The sequence below is a fragment of the Nitrospirota bacterium genome (assembly GCA_030645475.1).
Taxonomy (GTDB): Bacteria; Nitrospirota; Nitrospiria; order Nitrospirales; family Nitrospiraceae; genus Palsa-1315.
The window spans coordinates 345,858-363,397 of record JAUSMA010000060.1 but is presented as its reverse complement, the minus strand read 5'-3'; the positions used below and the strand labels follow the sequence as shown (position 1 = coordinate 363,397).

12 protein-coding genes and 1 tRNA gene are annotated in these 17,540 nt (G+C 58.7%); 8 read left to right on the top strand and 5 right to left on the bottom strand.

What is annotated here, in order from left to right:
* Positions 1 to 52: 52 nt before the first annotated feature.
* The 5 genes from Q7U76_12010 to Q7U76_11990 form a co-directional block, all read right to left on the bottom strand.
* Positions 53 to 307 (bottom strand): hypothetical protein, encoded by a 255-nt coding sequence (locus tag Q7U76_12010; protein MDO8357106.1) that lies wholly within the window; start codon positions 305 to 307, stop codon positions 53 to 55.
* Between the two features lie 706 nt (positions 308 to 1,013).
* A tRNA-Thr gene (locus Q7U76_12005) sits at positions 1,014 to 1,088 on the bottom strand.
* A 202-nt stretch (positions 1,089 to 1,290) separates the two neighbouring features.
* Entirely contained in the window at positions 1,291 to 2,775 is a 1,485-nt protein-coding gene (locus Q7U76_12000) for a CYTH and CHAD domain-containing protein (GenBank protein MDO8357105.1), read from the bottom strand.
* A gap of 150 nt (positions 2,776 to 2,925) precedes the next feature.
* Positions 2,926 to 3,729: an outer membrane beta-barrel protein gene (locus Q7U76_11995; protein ID MDO8357104.1), complete on the bottom strand. Its 804-nt coding sequence runs from the start codon at positions 3,727 to 3,729 to the stop codon at positions 2,926 to 2,928.
* 188 nt (positions 3,730 to 3,917) lie between these two features.
* The gene (locus tag Q7U76_11990) at positions 3,918 to 4,793 is read right to left on the bottom strand and encodes a type II secretion system protein N (GenBank protein MDO8357103.1); all 876 of its coding nucleotides are present in this window, start codon (positions 4,791 to 4,793) and stop codon (positions 3,918 to 3,920) included.
* A 261-nt stretch (positions 4,794 to 5,054) separates the two neighbouring features.
* Between Q7U76_11990 and Q7U76_11985 the strand changes: the two genes are divergently transcribed.
* The 8 genes from Q7U76_11985 to Q7U76_11950 all read left to right on the top strand — a co-directional run bounded on the left by Q7U76_11985 (position 5,055) and on the right by Q7U76_11950 (position 17,414).
* Positions 5,055 to 6,884 (top strand): ShlB/FhaC/HecB family hemolysin secretion/activation protein, encoded by a 1,830-nt coding sequence (locus Q7U76_11985; protein ID MDO8357102.1) that lies wholly within the window; start codon positions 5,055 to 5,057, stop codon positions 6,882 to 6,884.
* Between the two features lie 20 nt (positions 6,885 to 6,904).
* On the top strand, positions 6,905 to 11,257 hold the full coding sequence (locus tag Q7U76_11980) for a filamentous hemagglutinin N-terminal domain-containing protein (protein ID MDO8357101.1): 4,353 nt from the start codon (positions 6,905 to 6,907) through the stop codon (positions 11,255 to 11,257).
* A gap of 19 nt (positions 11,258 to 11,276) precedes the next feature.
* A complete protein-coding gene (locus Q7U76_11975) occupies positions 11,277 to 12,059 on the top strand; it encodes a MotA/TolQ/ExbB proton channel family protein (GenBank protein MDO8357100.1) in 783 nt (260 codons plus the stop codon).
* Positions 12,060 to 12,208: 149 nt separating this feature from the next.
* Complete coding sequence (locus Q7U76_11970) at positions 12,209 to 12,625, top strand: biopolymer transporter ExbD (protein ID MDO8357099.1); 417 nt, start codon at positions 12,209 to 12,211, stop codon at positions 12,623 to 12,625.
* Between the two features lie 258 nt (positions 12,626 to 12,883).
* The gene (locus Q7U76_11965) at positions 12,884 to 13,519 is read left to right on the top strand and encodes a TonB family protein (protein ID MDO8357098.1); all 636 of its coding nucleotides are present in this window, start codon (positions 12,884 to 12,886) and stop codon (positions 13,517 to 13,519) included.
* Positions 13,520 to 14,218: 699 nt separating this feature from the next.
* Complete coding sequence (locus Q7U76_11960; GenBank protein ID MDO8357097.1) at positions 14,219 to 14,980, top strand: hypothetical protein; 762 nt, start codon at positions 14,219 to 14,221, stop codon at positions 14,978 to 14,980.
* A gap of 72 nt (positions 14,981 to 15,052) precedes the next feature.
* Positions 15,053 to 16,651, top strand: a complete 1,599-nt coding sequence (locus Q7U76_11955) for a substrate-binding domain-containing protein (protein MDO8357096.1) — start codon at positions 15,053 to 15,055, stop codon at positions 16,649 to 16,651.
* Between the two features lie 118 nt (positions 16,652 to 16,769).
* Positions 16,770 to 17,414: a hypothetical protein gene (locus Q7U76_11950; protein ID MDO8357095.1), complete on the top strand. Its 645-nt coding sequence runs from the start codon at positions 16,770 to 16,772 to the stop codon at positions 17,412 to 17,414.
* Positions 17,415 to 17,540: the final 126 nt, after the last annotated feature.

Here is a 17,540-nt window from a genome sequence, read left to right as displayed (position 1 = left end):
CCTGTATCGTGGACCAAAGGTTGAGCGAACCAAGTTCGAAGACCTCGCGGACCTAGTGAAGCAGGACTACCAGCTGAATAAACGAAAGACGCTGCGCCGCATCGGCGAATATCTGCTTCATCTCAAGCCGTTTTTCGGGAAGATGCGTGCGGTCAGAATCACGACCGAGCGAGTGAAAGCTTACATCGTCAAGCGTCAGAGTTCTGGAGCGGCCGACGGTACGATTAATCGCGAGCTTGGAAACCTCAAGAGAATGTTTAGGTTGGGGTTTGAGCAAACACCGCAGCTTGTGGCTCGGATTCCCCATATTCCACAGTTGAAAGAGCATAACATCCGATCAGGGTTCTTCGAACATGAAGATTTCCTTGCTCTCAGGGGCGTGTTACCCGATTACGCACAAGTCGCCGTCAGTCTTGCTTACTACAGCGGCATGAGGATGGGCGAAGTCTCCTCTCTTCAGTGGCGTCAGATTAACTGGACGGAAGGCAAACTCTTCCTTCAAGCGCAGGATACCAAGACCAATACGCCCCGCGTTCTCTATCTGACCGGTGATCTGTATCGGGTTCTTCAGACATGGAAAAGTCGCTGCGACCTGAAGTGGCCGGATTGTCCCTGGATCTGTCATCGAGGCGGGATTCGACTCCATACCCTCCTGCACTCGTGGAGAAAGGCTTGTGAGGCAGTGGGACTTGGACAGATGGAGAAGGATGCCACGAAAGGGCGGAAGGTCTGGAAGGGCAAGATCCCTCATGATTTCAGACGCACTGCCGTACGGAACATGGTACGCGCCGGAGTGCCTGAAAAGGTGGCGATGGCAATATCCGGTCATAAGACCAGGAGTGTCTTTGATCGGTACAACATCGTCAACGAGAAGGACCTCGAACAGGCTGCGCGGTCGCTGTCTGCCTATTTCGAGAAACAGACGGTTACAATCGCGGTTACACTGGCTGAGTTGAAGGGGGAGAGCAGAAGTGCTGTAAGCTGCAAAGGGGTTGATTTGTCAGCGGAATTTGTGGAGCTGGCGAGAGGAATTGAACCCCCAACCTGCGGTTTACAAAACCGCTGCTCTGCCATTGAGCTACGCCAGCCTGAAAATATCGGTCTGCCAACCTATCCCGACATTCGTGAGCGAAAACCTAACAACTGCGTGAGCCACTGTCAAGAGAACGCGTACTCGACGCGATCGAATGTTTTCGAATTCTTGACAGACTTTTCTCGTGACCAGGAGGCATGGGCCTAGTCTCGATCGCTAGCGACTCATGGCTGTGGAGACTTCTTCTCATTCCCTTCTTATCCCCAAGCGTTTTCCCCTCGCTTCAACAGCCCTTCCCAGAGCGCCCGCATCTCTTTGCTCGCTTTCGCGCGACGCTCTCGCTGACGTTCGACCATGCGCCCGGCAACGAATGCCGCCCTCACGCTGGCCGATTGCTTGAGGAAGGCCCTGACAAAGGCTTCGGCTTGAATGGCATCCTGATACATCCCTAAGACATCCTGGACGACTCGCGCTTTTTTGATAAAACGAGTAGCTGGTTTACCGACGACCGGCTCCGCCAGTTCCGCTGCATAGCGAGCCCGTTTAGTTTTGATCCTGATTTCGTGGATCATGGCACTGGTGGGTGACGCACCGACCAGGCGAAGCACCTTCCGCAGTTTCTTGAACGTGCCTGTGGCGAGGTCGTGCAAGGTCACGGCAGATTCGACAGCGGTGGGATTCACCGTTGCGTCCTGGAGCCGCCTGATGAGGTCGAGATATCGTGCGCCCTGTAACTCCCGCAGCAGGACGTCGTGGGCATGGTTTCTCTGGACTTTCAGGTGGGCGATGAAGGGTGCCAGCGGTCGGCGGTCTCCCGCATCGAGTGCCGTACTTTCTTCCCGGAAATAGGCGAGTTGGACATCGAGATCGCGAGCCGGTCCCAATAGTTGGCCGAGCCAGCGCAGCTCATCGTGCAACGAGTCGGCCCATACAGGAAGGAGTAGGGGCCTGGCGGTGCGCAGGACAACGCGCAACTGTCTCGTGGCCACGCGCATTTGGTGCAGGCTTTCGGCTTCCCTTCCGAGTCTGGCGCCTGGGTCATGCGCCAGCAGCCATCGGAGATGACGTGCAAGGATCCACTTCACATGATCGATCACCGGCGCATCAGGCGCCGGAGGCGGTTCAGGTTTTGGCGCAGGCAGGGAGAGTGCGCGAAAGAGCTTGGGGCGCCCGTCATGATCGTGGGCTCCCGCTCGACGAAGCTGCCGTTCGAGGTCGAGTAGCATCGCGTCTGTCCCATTTACTTGTTCGATTTCGAGTTCTCGAAAACGATCAAGCACGACTCCATCCTTCACGACCGACACCTGGTCGATCGTGACCGCTGCGATATCGATCTTGTCTATGCGCACGCGGACGCCGGCGCGCCAGACCCGTAGTGTTGCGACCGGCAGCAGCTCTCGTTGTCTCAAATGGAGAAAGAGCAGATCGCGGAAGGTGGCCGGTGGAATGGATTGGCGATCGACCAGCTCGATTTCTTGCCGGTCTTTCATCAGAGGGAGTTTCAATTGCCAGGCCTGTTTTCCTCGCACGATGCGATGGCGGAGGGTGATCCCCGCATGGGCCAGGTCGTACTGGGAGGTGTCGTAGTAGGTCGAGGTCAGTAGGTGTCGCGGCAGCGGGATACCGGGAAGAGTGGGCAGGCGGAAACCAGGATCGATGGCCAGCTTGATCTCACGCTCGACTTTCGAGGACAGGGCACCGGAAGGACGGCGAACCGGGGGACGGCTGTCGGATCGAGTCATGCTGGTTTCCTCACCGCAGGCGCTACAGCGCCGAGTATCCTCGCCCGAAGGATGGGAACGCAATCGCTAAAACGTGCTGGGCCTGTGGTGGAACTCGTGCCGTGAAAGTGGAGCCGGGTGGGGACGTAATGTACCCGCGTTCATGGTTCGTTAAAAGTGGTACGCGACCCCCGCGACGAGGTGAAAGATGCTGTACATGCCGCTCAGGCCGAGGGTCGGATCGAAGTTGCCGACATTGGCAATATTGTACTTTCCTTCCGCGAACAGCCCCCACTCGTCTGTAACGCGAACTTTGGTTCCCGCGAGCAGATTAAGGCCGGGACGGAACTGACGGCCTTGGATACTCCCATTTGAGGAGGAAAAATAGAAGGCTCCGGCTCCGACGCCGGCGTAGGGCTGGAAGAATTGTCCCGGATAACGGGCAATGAGGTTGAAGGCCACCGTTGTGACGCGCAGGGACGACTCCTGTAAGGTCAGGCTCGATCTATTGAGCACAGATGCCGGGCAGTTCGGCTGGGGATTGATGATATTTTGAGGCGGGCATTGGTTCGCGGCTGCGGGAGTGTTGGGTTGATACTGAATATCTTGGGTGGTCGTGAGTGTTTGGGACTTGATCTTCGGGTTTGTGGTGAAGGCCTCCAGTTCGACGCCGAGCCAGGAGAGTTTCTCCTCGGTAAAAAAGTATCCGACCTTTCCTCCAAAGATGACAGAATTTTTGAGCGAGATATCCGATGTCTTGAACGTTTGGGTCAGCGTGCCGCGACCATTACTATTGAGCGGTTCATTGGCTTGCGGAAATTGTTGCTCTGCGAGCCGTTGTCCCCTGAGCGGCATGGTGGCGTCGGTGATCGAGCCCGACGTGCTGAGCCCTCCATATCCTCCGGCATACCATTCCGCCTGCGCAATGGAGTGGGTGCCCGTGATTGCGACACCTAACAGCAGTACCCTGATCATTGCTCGCCATTGCACCGATCTCAAAGCCAGCCTCCTCTCGTCCTGTTTCGTATGGATCCTGTGACGAAGCCAGGATGGAGAGAGACGATAACGACCCAGTTACGCCTCGATTAACTTCCGGTTACATTCGGGCGAGACAACCGTTGCCGGTATGGTCCAGACATGGATGGTGAGCGAGACGGACTGGCCTAGCGGAGATCGTAGGTGAGCGTCGCGTTTTGCGCGGAACGGATCAAGTCGACTTTCACGGTGCGTTCGTTCACGACCTGCTGAAACGAACTCAGCAACCATCCAGGATCGCGAATCTCGACTCCGTTGATGCGTTGAATTACATCGCCGTATAGAAAACCCGCTTTCTCGAAGAAGCTGGCCGGGGCAACGAAGTCGAGGCGAAACCCGTTCAGAGTCCCGTTCGTAATGTGCGGCACTGCGTGGGCCTGCATCATCAGCTTGGTGGGGTCGCTGACGGCCTCCAGCACTTCCCGGCGATCCAATGTGCGTTTCAGCAGCGGAACGAAGGCCTGTTGTGATGAGGTCATGGCAACGGGCACCGGCCGGGCCTGATCCTGTTGCAGCACGGCCGGTTCGAGTAGTTCTTCCTGGTCATCGAGGCGAATCACAACACCGTCGCGTCGGATCGCATGGATCTCACCGAGATCGGGGATGGTGTCGTGGAGATGGAATAAACCCTGCCGCTTCGAGGCGATATCCTCGATCACGGCAGCTCCGCCCTCCCGGTCGCTCACAATGGTGCCAAGCAAGCGGAGCTTCTTGGCAATGTCGAGCGGAGGCTTCGGGAGTGCGGCCGGTGCGCCGTTAGCTGAGAGGACGGACGGTTGTGTCGGAAGCGGAAACAAGCTGCTGGCCCTGATCTGCTCGACAAGCTGAATCGAGGATTCAGTGCGTGGGGAACCCGGCTCGGTCGTCACAGTCTTGTCCGAGCCGGACCCGGGCATCGCGGTGAGCTCATGCTCGACAAACGCGTTGATCGAGTGCGCAAGGAGCAGTGTGGCTGCGAGGAGATACAGCACGATGACGAGACGCCGGATGTGAGTCGATTTCATGAGGCGATGTGTCCTTGGTCTTTCTGAAGTCGAAGAGAGCCTATGCCGAGCGACGGCCAATGGCAATGGGGGAAAGGCCTGTTTGCCAGAAGTTAACAGCGCCACAAGTTGTCAGTAACCCCGCCGTAACAATTGAACGATACTTCTTTACGCGTAGCATGCAGCAAATGGACTGCCGGGCTGTCCCTGTCCTGCAGGAGCCCAGACGAAGAGCAGACAGGCCGACAACAGGGGCTCGGTTACCAGAGGAAATGATGAGGCATGGCGAGACGGTTCGGAGGTGTCATTGTGGCATTGGGACTCATGATGGGCGGCGGAATGGCAGACGCGTGGGCTGTTGCCGATGTCTCCGTTCGACCGGTCCTGCCGGATCGGCCGACCCTTCCAGGCCCGGTCCGGCCGACATCGCGTGCTGAGTCGGCTGCAAAGAGCACTGGCTCCAACGGGGCAACTTCGGCTGAGCCGTCTCTTCCCACATCGAATCAAGTCGAACCGGTCGGGTTTTCCATTCTTGAATTTGTGGTAGACGGCAGCACGCTCCTCTCCCGCGAGAAGATCGATGAGGTCCTGAACAAGTATAAGGGACCGGGGAAGACGATCAAGGATATCGACCGGGCGAGGGTCGAACTGGAAAAATCCTATCAGCAGTTGGGATATCCGACGATCCTCGTCGTCGTGCCGGAACAATCGGTCGAACAGGGCTCCGTGCGGCTCGATGTCGTCGAAGGCCATCTCTTGGGCGTGACGGTGACCGGCAACCGCTATTTCTCCCGGTACAACATTCTCGGGAAACTGCCCTCGGTACAGATCGGCGCGCTGCTCTATGAGCCGGATTTCGTGAAACAACTGGATGCCGTCAACGCCAATCCCGACCTCAAGATCGCGCCGGTGCTGAAGCCCGGTAGTGAGCAGGGCACAGTGGACTTGGAATTGAAGGCGAAAGACCGGCTGCCGCTCCATGCGAAGATGACGGGCGATAACAAAGGCCCGTTCACCACGCCGGCTGCCCGTATGACCTGGGAAGCGCAATACGGCAATCTCTGGGGACAGGACCATATCCTGACGCTGCAGACGACGCAGACGCCGACAAATTGGGGAGCGGTGCAGGCCTACGGCTTCAGCTATGTCGCGCCGCTCACCTGGCCCGACCATTTGCTGGCGGTGTATGCCTCGAAGGTGAGTAGCAACTCGACTCTGGCCGGAACCTCGTTGCCCATCAGCGGGGGAGGCGACATCGCCGTGGCAGGAAATGCGACGGTGGGCGGCTTTCGCTATCTCTTTCCGATTTTCAAAGGCGGCAAGGCCGGGCATCAGCTCTCGATCGGCGCCGACTTCAAACGGCTGGAGAAAACGGAAGCCACCTTTCCCGGAGATCTAGGCACCGCGATCGTGTTGAGCCCCATCCAATATCTGCCGGTTTCGGCCGGTTACACGGGAACCTATCCCGACTCGTACGGGATGACGACCTTCACCACGACCCTGACCGGCTACGTCGCCGGACTCATTCCTGGCGGAGGCAAGAAAGACTTTCAAGGAGACCCGAACAATCCCGACGAATTCCCCGGGAACCGTGCCGGTTCGACCGGCACATTCGGAGTGGTGAAGAGCGGCATCAGCCGTATGCAGCCCTTGCCGAACGAGTTTCTGTTGTCCGCTCGAGTCGATGGGCAATGGGCCTCTGAGCCGCTGATTCCTGCCGAGCAGTTTTTTGCCGGTGGAATGGATACGGTGCGCGGCTACATTCAAAACCAAGCGTTGGGGGACAACGCCTTGCTCTGGCGCGCGGAACTGTACACGCCGGACTTGCCATCCATTCCGATCGATTATTTCTGGCAACGGCGGCGGAGTTCGGAGGTGAAGGCGACGATGAAGTTGGTCGCCTTCTACGACTACGCCAGGCTCTGGACCAAGCGGGCACCGGCCGGGCAACAAGACATCTCCCGGCTTGAAGGCGCCGGCGGAGGCCTGCGGATGAGGATCGAGCCGATCAACCTGAATCTGCAGCTCGATCACGCGATGGCGCTGCAGACGACCGGCACGACCAAGCGTGGCGATACGTTTACGCATTTTATGGTCAGTGTTGGATTTTAAGATGAGTGAGGAGAATCGCGATGAATAGGACCGGGCGCCGATTGAATGCCATCCGCCAAGGGACGACGGTAGGATTGGTCTGGGTGCTCTCTGCGACTCTTGCGCTGCCGGTGCAGGCAGCCGTCACGATCACGAATGGTCCGGTCGAAGTCCTTACCCCTCAAATCCAGCTCGATGGGAGAATTAGAACCGACATCGTGACATCAGCTGCCAGGGCCGTCGTCCACGCGACTGACTTCAGTATTGCGTCGAATCACATCGTCAACGTGATCCAGCCTAACGCGGCGGCATGGATGCTCGTCAGGGTGTTCGGGCCTGCCACGCAAATTGACGGGATGTTGACTGCCACCGGGTCGTTGATCTTACTCAATCCCAACGGTGTCTTTATCGGTCCGACCGGCCAGGTGAGTGTCGGAGGCATGTTTGCCGCATCGACCCTCAACCTCAGCGATAGTAATTTCTTGAACGGCCTGTATCTCTTCCAGAACAGCGGGACGAACGGAGCCATCAGGAATGCGGGCGCCATCAATGCCGGAGTCGAAGGCGTCTATCTCTTTGCACCGAACGTCGAGAACGCGGCGACCGGCATCATCACCAGCACGAACGGGCACGTGTCCCTGGGAGCCGGAAGCACGGCCTTTCTCTCCAATCGCCCGGATGGGAGAGGCTTTCTCTCACAGGTGACGGCGCCGGTCGGGGAAGCGTTGAATCTCGGGCAGTTGTTCGCGGACGGCGGGCAGGTGACCATGGCGGGACGGGTCGTGAATCAGGGGAATCTGATCCAGGCCAACAGCGTCGTTCAGCGGAATGGCCGGATCGAGCTGGTGGCCAGCGAGCAGGTGACCATGAGGGCCGGCAGCCGAACGCTCAGCACCGGTGGTGAAGCCGGGGCCCACGGAGGCACCGTCATCGCGACGGCGGCCACGCGCGATGCGTCCGGCATCCGCACTGGGGGAAGCGTGCAGGTAGAGTCCGGCGCGACGATCGATGTCACGCCCGGCGCCGGAGGCGTGGCCGGTGAAGTCTGGCTGGGCGGAACCACTGTGAGCTCGAACGGGACGGTCTTGGGGACGACCCACGGGCGTATTCCTGATCGATTCGATCTTTCGGATGCCGAGCTCTTGTCGCTCACGCCTGGCGCCGCCCGCGGCGAAATCAACGTGCTGGCAATGGACGACATCAACGTCACGACCACCACGTCCCTCGACTCACTGGGACTTCCCTTCGGCCAGGCGGGGACGTTTCATCTGAATGCGGGACGAAACCTGACATTCACCAATAGTGAGTTTCAGTCAATGGGGGCGCGATGGAACATCCTCGGCCGCGCCGGGAGAGATCTCACGATTACGGCCGGCCAAGTCAGTACGGCAGGGGGAGGAACCATCCATCTGCATGCGGGAAACGATTTGGCACTGGTCGATGGGCCCAATGGTTTTGCGAGCGTGAATACGGCATCGGTGGGGGGAGACGTCAGTCTCTCCGCGGTGAACGACGTGGTGATTCCCAGCCCGTTTGAGCGTTATAGCAACAGCCGTAGTTCCCTTTCCGGTCTTCCCGGTGTTCATGTGGGGCTGCCGGGAAACCTCACGATTCGGGCCGGCAACGATGTGCGTGGCCCAGTCTCGACGAGAAACCAGAGAGGGCCTGGCTTTACTCTTCAGGGTGGCATTGCGGACGTAGCCGCCGGGCGGGATATCGGAACGGAACTGGCGCCGGTCAATCTGATCCTTGGCGGACGGATCGACAACGGCGACGGGACCTTCACTGTTCCTCGCAATACGGCTAACCTGAATGCAGGCCGATCGATCTTTTTCAGTTTGGCGGAGGATTTCGGCTTGCGGGAGTCCGGATTTCTCTCGGCCAACAGCAGCCTGAATCTGACAGCGCGGACCGGCAACATCCTGATTGAGCCGGGCAGACCAACCGGAGAATTTGCCGCTGCGAGACGGCTCTTTCCGGCCAACTTTTCTGCGACAGCCGACGAAGGCAGCATTATTCTCGTCACGGACACTAGGGAGTTGTCGTTCTGGCCGTCGCCGACCGGATCGATCAGGCTCTCCGCAAGGCAGGAGATTAAGGGGCAGGGGCCGTTACAACAACTGATCGTTCAAGACTCTGTGTTGATCTATACCGGCACCCCTGGCGATCCTGCTGCCCGATGGGTGAGGGTGAATGAGGCCGTGGCCTTGGCGGATCCGAATTTGAGACCATGGCTGCAACGGTGGGGAGATCTTAGTTTTCAGGGGAGCTCAGAGAATGTTCCAAACGTGCCAGGATTTTCCTTCATCCTGGCAGGGTTTCCTCCAATGGATTTACGGGTGAAGCCGACGGTCCTAGGGCGAGCCGGGATTCCGGCAGTGCTGAAACTTAACGAGGGAACAGTGGAGTCCCTCTTGGGGCAGGACGTTCAACAGTTCCAGATTGATCAGGCTCTGAGGACCGCCTTCACTTCCACCGCTCCTCCTGCCGCCACGATCAATTTGTCTACTCAGCTAGGGGATATCTCAGGGTTGCTGCTGACGTTTTTGAGTCCCTACTTGAGACAGACGACGATCAGCTCCGGGGGGGATATCAGAGGAATATTAGCCACGGGTATCTCTCTGCCGCAATTGGCCAACGGGGAAGCTGCGGCGCGTATTCATGCCGCTGGCTCGATCGAACTGAGGAGAACGCCGGGGTTTACCACATCGGGAATTACCTTCGTGGGTAATGGCAATGCCGAAGTTCGGGCCAATCGCAACATCGATCTTGGCGATAGCATCGGGATCGTTCATAGGATCGGACTGACACCGGCGACCATTAATCAACGGCAGCAAGGCGGATTGCTCGATATCGGGGCCGGCGGAAATGTCGAGATGACTCAATCGCAGATGGCCACGTTGAACGGCGGAAACATCTTCATCCATGGGGCGGATGGGGTGCGGATCGTCGATGCGACCGGCAGGCCCATCCCAGGCGCAGTGGAGACCAGGGCCCTGCTGATCGACCAATCGGGGAGACTGATACTTGCCCTGCCGGATCAGAACGGAACCGCCGTGCCGATTCAAGCCTATAAGACGACTCTGGTCCCGGATCAGGCCAGCCTGTTCACCGCGCAGGACGTCATCAACGGCCAGGTGGAGTTGGTCTGGAAACCGCTCTTTGTCGAACAAACCGGCCAACTGTTCTTGATCGGCGGGCAGCGCGTCCATCAAGGAGAGCAGATCGTCTTTCAACAAAAGGTCGTGCTCGTCGATCGCAATCCGGTTCGCGACGCGAACGGAGCAGTGCTGTTGGTGGATGGCAGGCCCGCGCTGGTCGATGGGAGGCTCATGCTGAGCATTGGCGGGCAAGACGTTACCGTGATTACGCCGGTCGGGGGCAAAGTCAATGTCGGCGGCACTGTGGCGGGCGGCAATGCCGAACAGACCGGCATCGTCACGCTGCGTGGAGGCAGCATTAGAATTCTCTCGACGGGAGATGTGGACGTGAATAGGTCCCGCATCGGGACGTTCGATTCCGGCAACATTCTGATCAAGTCCACGGCAGGGACGATCAACGCCGGCAGCGGGAGTAAGGATGAGCGCGCGCACTTCGTGATCAACAACGGCGACGGCACCTCCACCACAGCGACTGTGCCCGGGAGCGGAATTTTCACCTGGGAGCGGGACGACCCTGATTTTTCGACCTTGCCCTTTCCGGCATTCAATACCCCTCAGATGAACGCGCTTTTCGCCCGCATTACTAAGCGCAGGTTTTTGGGCCGGGACGCGACCGATCTGGTTGCAGAGTTCGATCGGCTCACGGAAATCCGCAAAGTCGAGTACGACAGAATATTTGAGGAGTTCATTCAAGCGCCCTTCGGTCCCGGCAGCCGTCCGCTGCAACTGGGAGATATTTCACTGATAGCGGCAAGAAACATCGATGTGCCGCAGGCCGGCATCAGAGGGAGGCGCATCAACCTCGAGGCGGGAGACGCGCTCAACCTCCTCGGTGGATCGATCATCGGGAAGGCGACGTTCAGTGCCTCATCGGTCTCCGGCTCCCTCGGCGCCTTCGCCGGCGCCGCGGCAGGCTCGGTGGGTGGCGCATCCGTGTCGGCAGCCGGCGGCGCCGGCGGCGGTTCGGTCGGAGGCTTGAGCGGAGCCACCTCGACCGTGTCTGCCACCTCAGCCTCGACGAGCACCACCTCCTCGACGGCAGCCAAGGCGGTCGAGCAGGTCCAGCAAACGACCGCGGAATCGACCGGGTCGCCGGCCTCGAACAGCGGGAAACAGGTGGCGTCGAAAGACGGCGAGAAGGATAAAAAGTCTCAAATGGCCAGATCGGTCCAAATGAAACGCGGTGTCATCATTCAAGTGGATGTGAAGCCGCAGGCCCAGCCGGGCGGCTAACGAACAAGGGAGATGCAGTATGGAAATGAGTTCAGGAGGCGTGGCGTTTGCGCTCAACCACGCGACGCTCGAAGGCAAGATTACCATCGGGGTGTTGTTGTTGTTTTCGCTCGTCAGCTGGACGGTGATTATCAACAAGTTCCGCCAGTTGGCCAAGGCCAAGAAGCGGAATGGCCTGTTTCTTGGTTATTACTCCAAGGCGAAAGGCCCGCTGGTGATCTTCGGGAAAGGCCCGATCAAACTGTTGCAAGGCTCGCCGATGTACGAGGTCTATTTCGGGGGGTGCGAAGAACTGAAGGTGCAGCAGGAAAAGTATGGGGTGGAACAGATTCCGCATCATGGCATGAGCGCGGTGCGAATTGCCCTCGAACGGGTGTTGGGGGAAGCGGCCGTCAGCCTTGAGTCCGGCATGATCGTGCTGGCGACGGCCATCAGCGGCGGCCCCTTCATCGGATTACTCGGAACGGTCTGGGGAGTCATGGATACCTTCGCCGGCATCGGCAAGGCCCAGTCGGCGACCCTCGCGACGATGGCCCCTGGCGTGGCCTCAGCGCTCATCGCGACGGTCGCGGGGCTCATGGTCGCGATCCCCTCCCTCTTTTGCTACAACTTTCTCGTGACGAAGACCAAAACGCTCACGATGGAACTGGATAACTTCGCAGCCCATCTTGAAACCGTGTTCATGACGGACTATCTCCAAGAAAAGAAGGGCGCGGCTGCTGCGACCGACGATATCGAAGACTACCGGCCTGGCGGGCACCGTCAAGAAGCCGAACCGTCCGCCGCGGCGACAGGGCATTGAGTGCGTGAAACGTGAAGCGCCAGAAGAAGGTACGTGAAGCGTTGGTCGTGAAGCGCGAAACGCGCGGGGAAGGACAAAGATGTGAAGCGTATCTCGTTTCGGATTCGGGCGCTTCACGCTTCACGTGAGACGAGATACGGAGGGAAGACATGAGACGATTTTCGAGAAAGAGTCACGGCGCGGTCGCCGATATCAACATGACGCCCCTGCTGGACCTGGCCTGGGTGCTGCTCGTGATTTTCATCATCACGACGACGGCGGCGGTGCAGGGGATCGAGCTGAAACTGCCTGAATCCACGCCGCATGAAACGGAAATGGAAACCACCACGCCGACGATTTCCGTGAAGAAGAACGGCGACGTGTATATGGACGAGGAGCGCGTCAAGCTCAGCGAACTGGAGAAACTCATTCGCGATTTAAAAGCGGCCAAGGGCGGCAAGTTGCCGCTCGTCCTTCGCGGAGACTCCGGCGTCGAATACAAACATGTCGTCGCAGTACTGGATATTCTGCAACGGATTCCGGTCGAGGATTTGGCGATTGCGACGAAACCGACCAATGAACCGTAGCGGGATGCTGAAAAAGCCTGCCAGCGGCGTTCTCGCATCGTTCGGACCCTCAACGTACCGCAAGGGTACGCCTCAGGTCTTCACTCGCTGCGGCCTTGCTGACGAACTTTTTGAGCATCCCGCAAGTTGTTCGTGAAGCGCAGTGAACAGACATGATACCTATCACATTAGTCTAGTCTCGCTTTTCGCGTATGCTGCACGTTTCCCGCGCGGGGCAACGTCTCACGTTTCACCGTTCACGTTTCACGAATTGAAGAGATGGCCGGCTACAAGGGTTTTGAAAAAAAGAAGAGCAAGCTCGGTACGACGCTCCTGATCGTGGGCGTGGTGCATCTTGGCATCGGGGGTGGTTTGTATTGGGTGTCCCAAACCCAATGGGGCCAGGACTTGATCAAGGTCTATAAGCTGAACGCGTTCAAAAAAGAGGAGCCGCCCCCGCCACCGGAAAAAGAACCGGAGCCGGAGCCTGAACCGGAGCCAGCCAAGCCGGAACCCAAGCCGCAAGAGGCCCCGCCGCCACCGCCACCGACGGCGGAAGCGCCGCCGCCTCCCAAGGCGTCGGATGCGCCCGGTCCACCACCGGTCAGCTCGGACCCCTTTGCCGTCGGCAAGGGCCGGGGACGGTTCGCCGGCTACACGGATATTCTGACGGCCTCAATTCAATCGAAGTATCAGCAACCGCCGTCGCTTCAAGACGATCTGGAATATGCGGTGCTGTGCGAACTCATCATCGATGAGCAGGGCCGTGTGCTGCAATATCGACTCATCAACTCATCCGGCAGCCTCTTGTTCGATCAATCCGCGCTCGACGCCCTCGCGAAAGTGGCCGAAGTCCGGCCTCCCCCTCCCGGCATGGACCGCACCATTGTCGTCAAGTTCTTTCCCCCGACCTAGGAGCCTGTCCGACATTGGCCGTTCTACTAGGGCGAACGATCCGCACCCACCTGCGTCGTTCTCGGCCAGAAAAAATCCTCAATGTATTCCAGCGAATACACCTCCGGTTTTTTCCGGCTTGCGGCCTTGCATCTGGCTGCGCCTCTTTCGCCTCGTCACGAAGGCAATGTCGGACAGGCTCCTAGCAGGATGCTGAAAAAGTCCGCCAGTCTTGAAACGATGAACGTGGAGCGATGAACTCGGAGCGAAAACGATACTCACTTCAGCGTTCATCGTTCAGAGCTCAGCGTTTAGTCTGCGATTGAAGAATTTCTGCTTCGCGAGATCATTTCCAGCCTTCAGCCTGAATACCTGAGTCGGTACTCAGAGTTTACAGCACCTAAAGACAACGTCCACGGGTTTGTAATCGTACTCGCGTAGAACAGGTATGCGGTATAGGGGTTACCTGTCCGATGTGCACGAGATCTTCATACAGGGTTAACCGTCAGGCAAGGAGGAACTGATCGCGAGGTAACACCGACATGAGACATATGACCCCGTGACGTACCGATGAAGGAACGTACAGGGGGAGGAGGTGAACGGAGGCTCTAGGAAACGGAGCCTGGTCATCGCGGGCAGAAGGGGTGGATCAAGAGAGTCGCATCCTGTGCAGGCAGAGGCAGATCGGTCAGACATCATCAATCACTGAGGAGGAAGACCATGAAGAGACAGAGTCATGTAAAGCGGCTGCTGGCGGCACTCGTCGCTGTGTCGGCCGTCGCCGTCGCTGGGGTACCATCGAACGCCTTGGCCCTGGGGTTCAATTTCGGGGACGCAGGGTTCTTCGTGTACGGGGGAAATGACCAGCGCTATGAGAATTTCGGGCCGAACTCAGCCCTTCCGACTTTCGAAGGGACTTCGCCGATAACTCGCGACATCAGTGGCAACCTCTCGACTCTGAACGTTGGAGCTGCAACGGGGCTGCGCTATTCAGTCATGGGCACCTCGACCGATGGCCAGACGTTTTATGTATCGTCGACCAGCTCTACGATTACCGCGTCCCAGGCCAATAACAGCTTTGCCGTCAACGCGGCGGGCGAATTTCTGAATTGGGCAGGGCAACATGCCGCCGCAACTGGTGGTGCATCTGCATCGAATGCTTACCTCAATAATCCCTCGCTCACCTCGACCGCGGCTCCTCATTCGTTCACGAATTTTCTCGGGACGGCCGGTGTCGTCAACGGCCAATTGGGCTTTACAACCCATGGCACGCTCGGGCAGCTCCTCAATATCTTCGCCGTCAACATCAACGGGGAAGCAGAGACCTATGTGAGAGTCGCAACAGCCTTCTTGTCAACGGCCGGGCAATTGACCATCACGCCGGCGGCAGTGCCGGTGCCGGCTGCGGTTATTCTGTTCGGAACCGGTTTGGTCGGACTCGTGGGCATCGCCCGCCGCTCGATGAATAGAATGGCGGCATAGGTCGATCTGAAGCGGGAGTCTCGACAAGCAACGTTCAGAGAGTAAAACACCATAATCACAGGAGCGGATCATATGAGATCAATGAAGACATCCATGGCAATCCTCGCTGCGCTGGCGTCGATTGCAGGAGTGGCTGTGTCGGCCCAGGCCCAGACGGTCTTGAACATCGCCGGCGCCTCGGCGGCCAAACCATTCGTCGAAGAAGTGCCGGTCACCCTTTGTAACAATCCAACGGGGACGGGCGCGACCCTAGTGCCTGGCGCAACTGCGCCGCGTATTTTCATGGACGGCTCGCTCGGCCCGGCGGGGAATCGTCTGGCCAATTCTAAGTTCATTACCTGGGTCTGCGAAGCCACCAACGTCGTTGGCTTGCCCAGCATCGTGGTGCGGTATCAATCCACTAGCTCATCAGGCGGGATCGATAAACCGAACGCGTTCCCGACGGTCAACAATGACGGCGTGACCCCGAACCCGGCGGCCCGGGAGGTGTACGTCCTTGAGAATCCCGCGTCTTGCGGCGCACCGACGACGGAACTCGATGCGCTGGGTCGGACGAGACAGTTCTATCCCAGCTGTACGCAATTCAGTGCAAACCCGACCACCAATGCGGCAGGAGCTCTGGTGGTGAATCTGGGCGTGTCTGACGTGGCGGCCACCTCATTCGGCCAGACCTCGGTCGGATATATCGGGTCGACGTTACAGGGATCGATCGTCGTCGGTCCTCGCGCCGACGGCAATATCACTTCGAGCCGTCCAGTCGTGGTGCCCTTCTCCATCGTGCTGGGCAGCGCGGTGAAATTGATCAATCCGGCCGGCGGTTCCGTGATCGGCCCGGTTCGCAACTTGACGCAGTTGCAGATCGAGGCGCTCTTTTCCCGTAACGTGACACGTTGGACCCAGTTCAGTGGAATCGGGGCCGATACCAACGGTGACGGGGTCGTGAATGGCTCGGACAATCAGACGATCGTCTTGTGCCAGCGTCGTGCCGGATCCGGCACGAAGGCGGCCTTCGATCAGACCTTGATGAAGGATGCGAACGAGCATACCGGCCAAACGCCAACCGGCAGCGGCAGCTTCAATTTGACGCTGGGTACGCCGGCGACTCCAACAGCAGGGCCGACGACGCTGTCCGGTATCTCGAACAGCGATGTGCGGGACTGCATCCAGGGCAACGCCAGCCCGACCATTCCCTCGAACGATCCGTTCCCATTCCCGGGCGCGCGCCCGGCCCATCCGTCCGCGGCCGCCTATATGGAAGCGGAACAGGCTGCAACTGTGAGTCCGGCTGCCGGCTATGTGGTGGCGGTGGACGGTGGCAAGGCGTTGCGCAACGATAGCGCCAACGGCCATGTGCCCCCGGTCGAAGAAGCGGCCTATTTTGGCAACGAGAAGGAAAATGTTCGCTGCGGCAAACAGCAGTACTGGGTGTTCGAAGCGTTCAACACCCGGAATGTGCCTCCAGCCGGCGCGAACGAACAGATTCTCATCAGTGCATTCTTGAACCAGGCGGAAAGCGCAACCATCATCAACAATCTGCCTAACGTCGGGCGGTATTGGGTTTCGCCACAGGAAATGCACGTGACGAAGTCCCAAGACAAGGGCCCGGTTAACTGGAAGTCCAACGTGACTGGCGTGCCGGCATGTTTGACAGCCGTGAACGATAGGCCATAAGGGCAGACAGGGGCGGGGCCTGGAGGTTCTCTCCAGGCCCCGCCCCTGGGAACCTGGATTCTGTTGCGATGACGCGAGCCATAACGACTCATTCGTGTGAGCAGCACGGGAGTATTTCATGACAACGGCAACAACGGGCAAAACAGTCAAGGGGAGCGTGATGGCTCTCCTGATGGCGTCGGTACTCTGGGTATTACCGGCACCAACCCAGGCTGCGTCCGTCACGCAGCTGGACATCACCGGTGGATCGATGAATCTGAATTTTGGATCATTGGGGAGCATCATCGGCAACTTCAATGCCAATGGGCAGCTCATCATGAACCAGTTTCAGCCGCTGCCGAACATCTTCAATCCGATTACGATTTCCCACCTCACGTTTTCGATCTTTACGAGCAACGGAGGAGCCCTCAACCTCCCTGCTCCAACCGGAGAGACCTCCGGGGCCGCCCTGACGGCGAACCTCCAATCGCTTTTCGCAGGGGTCACCAGCACTGGCTGGGGATGGGTCAACACGAACCCATTGATGGCGTCGCTGAACATCGGCGGGAATGCGGCAGGCTCGTTCAACGAACTGACGAATGCCTTCGACATTTCCTGGACCCGCTCGTTCTCGGGCGTGCCGTTCCTGACCTCCGGGACCTTCACCTTGCAGGGAACGGCGCAGGTAGCGGCCGTTCCGCTGCCCGGAGCACTGCTCCTGTTCGGCAGTGGGCTGGCTGCGTTGGTCGGACTTGCCAGACGCAACGCGGTCCCAGCTGTCTAGAGAAGAGCCGTAAGAAGCGTCTGTTTCTGCCATACGCCGTGCCGGGTGCTGTGACGCCCGGCACGGCGTATCATTTTGATGCTCGAACCATGTGCGCGTCATTCGAGACCATCTAGACCGACAATC

Coding starts and splice junctions, on each gene's coding strand:
- Q7U76_11960 (MDO8357097.1), top strand. CDS start 14,219: ATGAAGAGACAGAGTCATGTAAAGCGGCTGCTGGCGGCACTCGTCGCT.
- Q7U76_11970 (MDO8357099.1), top strand. CDS start 12,209: ATGAGACGATTTTCGAGAAAGAGTCACGGCGCGGTCGCCGATATCAAC.
- Q7U76_11950 (MDO8357095.1), top strand. CDS start 16,770: ATGACAACGGCAACAACGGGCAAAACAGTCAAGGGGAGCGTGATGGCT.
- Q7U76_11990 (MDO8357103.1), bottom strand. CDS start 4,793: ATGAAATCGACTCACATCCGGCGTCTCGTCATCGTGCTGTATCTCCTC.
- Q7U76_12000 (MDO8357105.1), bottom strand. CDS start 2,775: ATGACTCGATCCGACAGCCGTCCCCCGGTTCGCCGTCCTTCCGGTGCC.
- Q7U76_11965 (MDO8357098.1), top strand. CDS start 12,884: ATGGCCGGCTACAAGGGTTTTGAAAAAAAGAAGAGCAAGCTCGGTACG.
- Q7U76_11975 (MDO8357100.1), top strand. CDS start 11,277: ATGGAAATGAGTTCAGGAGGCGTGGCGTTTGCGCTCAACCACGCGACG.
- Q7U76_11980 (MDO8357101.1), top strand. CDS start 6,905: ATGAATAGGACCGGGCGCCGATTGAATGCCATCCGCCAAGGGACGACG.
- Q7U76_11955 (MDO8357096.1), top strand. CDS start 15,053: ATGAGATCAATGAAGACATCCATGGCAATCCTCGCTGCGCTGGCGTCG.
- Q7U76_11995 (MDO8357104.1), bottom strand. CDS start 3,729: ATGATCAGGGTACTGCTGTTAGGTGTCGCAATCACGGGCACCCACTCC.
- Q7U76_12010 (MDO8357106.1), bottom strand. CDS start 307: ATGGGGAATCCGAGCCACAAGCTGCGGTGTTTGCTCAAACCCCAACCT.
- Q7U76_11985 (MDO8357102.1), top strand. CDS start 5,055: ATGGCGAGACGGTTCGGAGGTGTCATTGTGGCATTGGGACTCATGATG.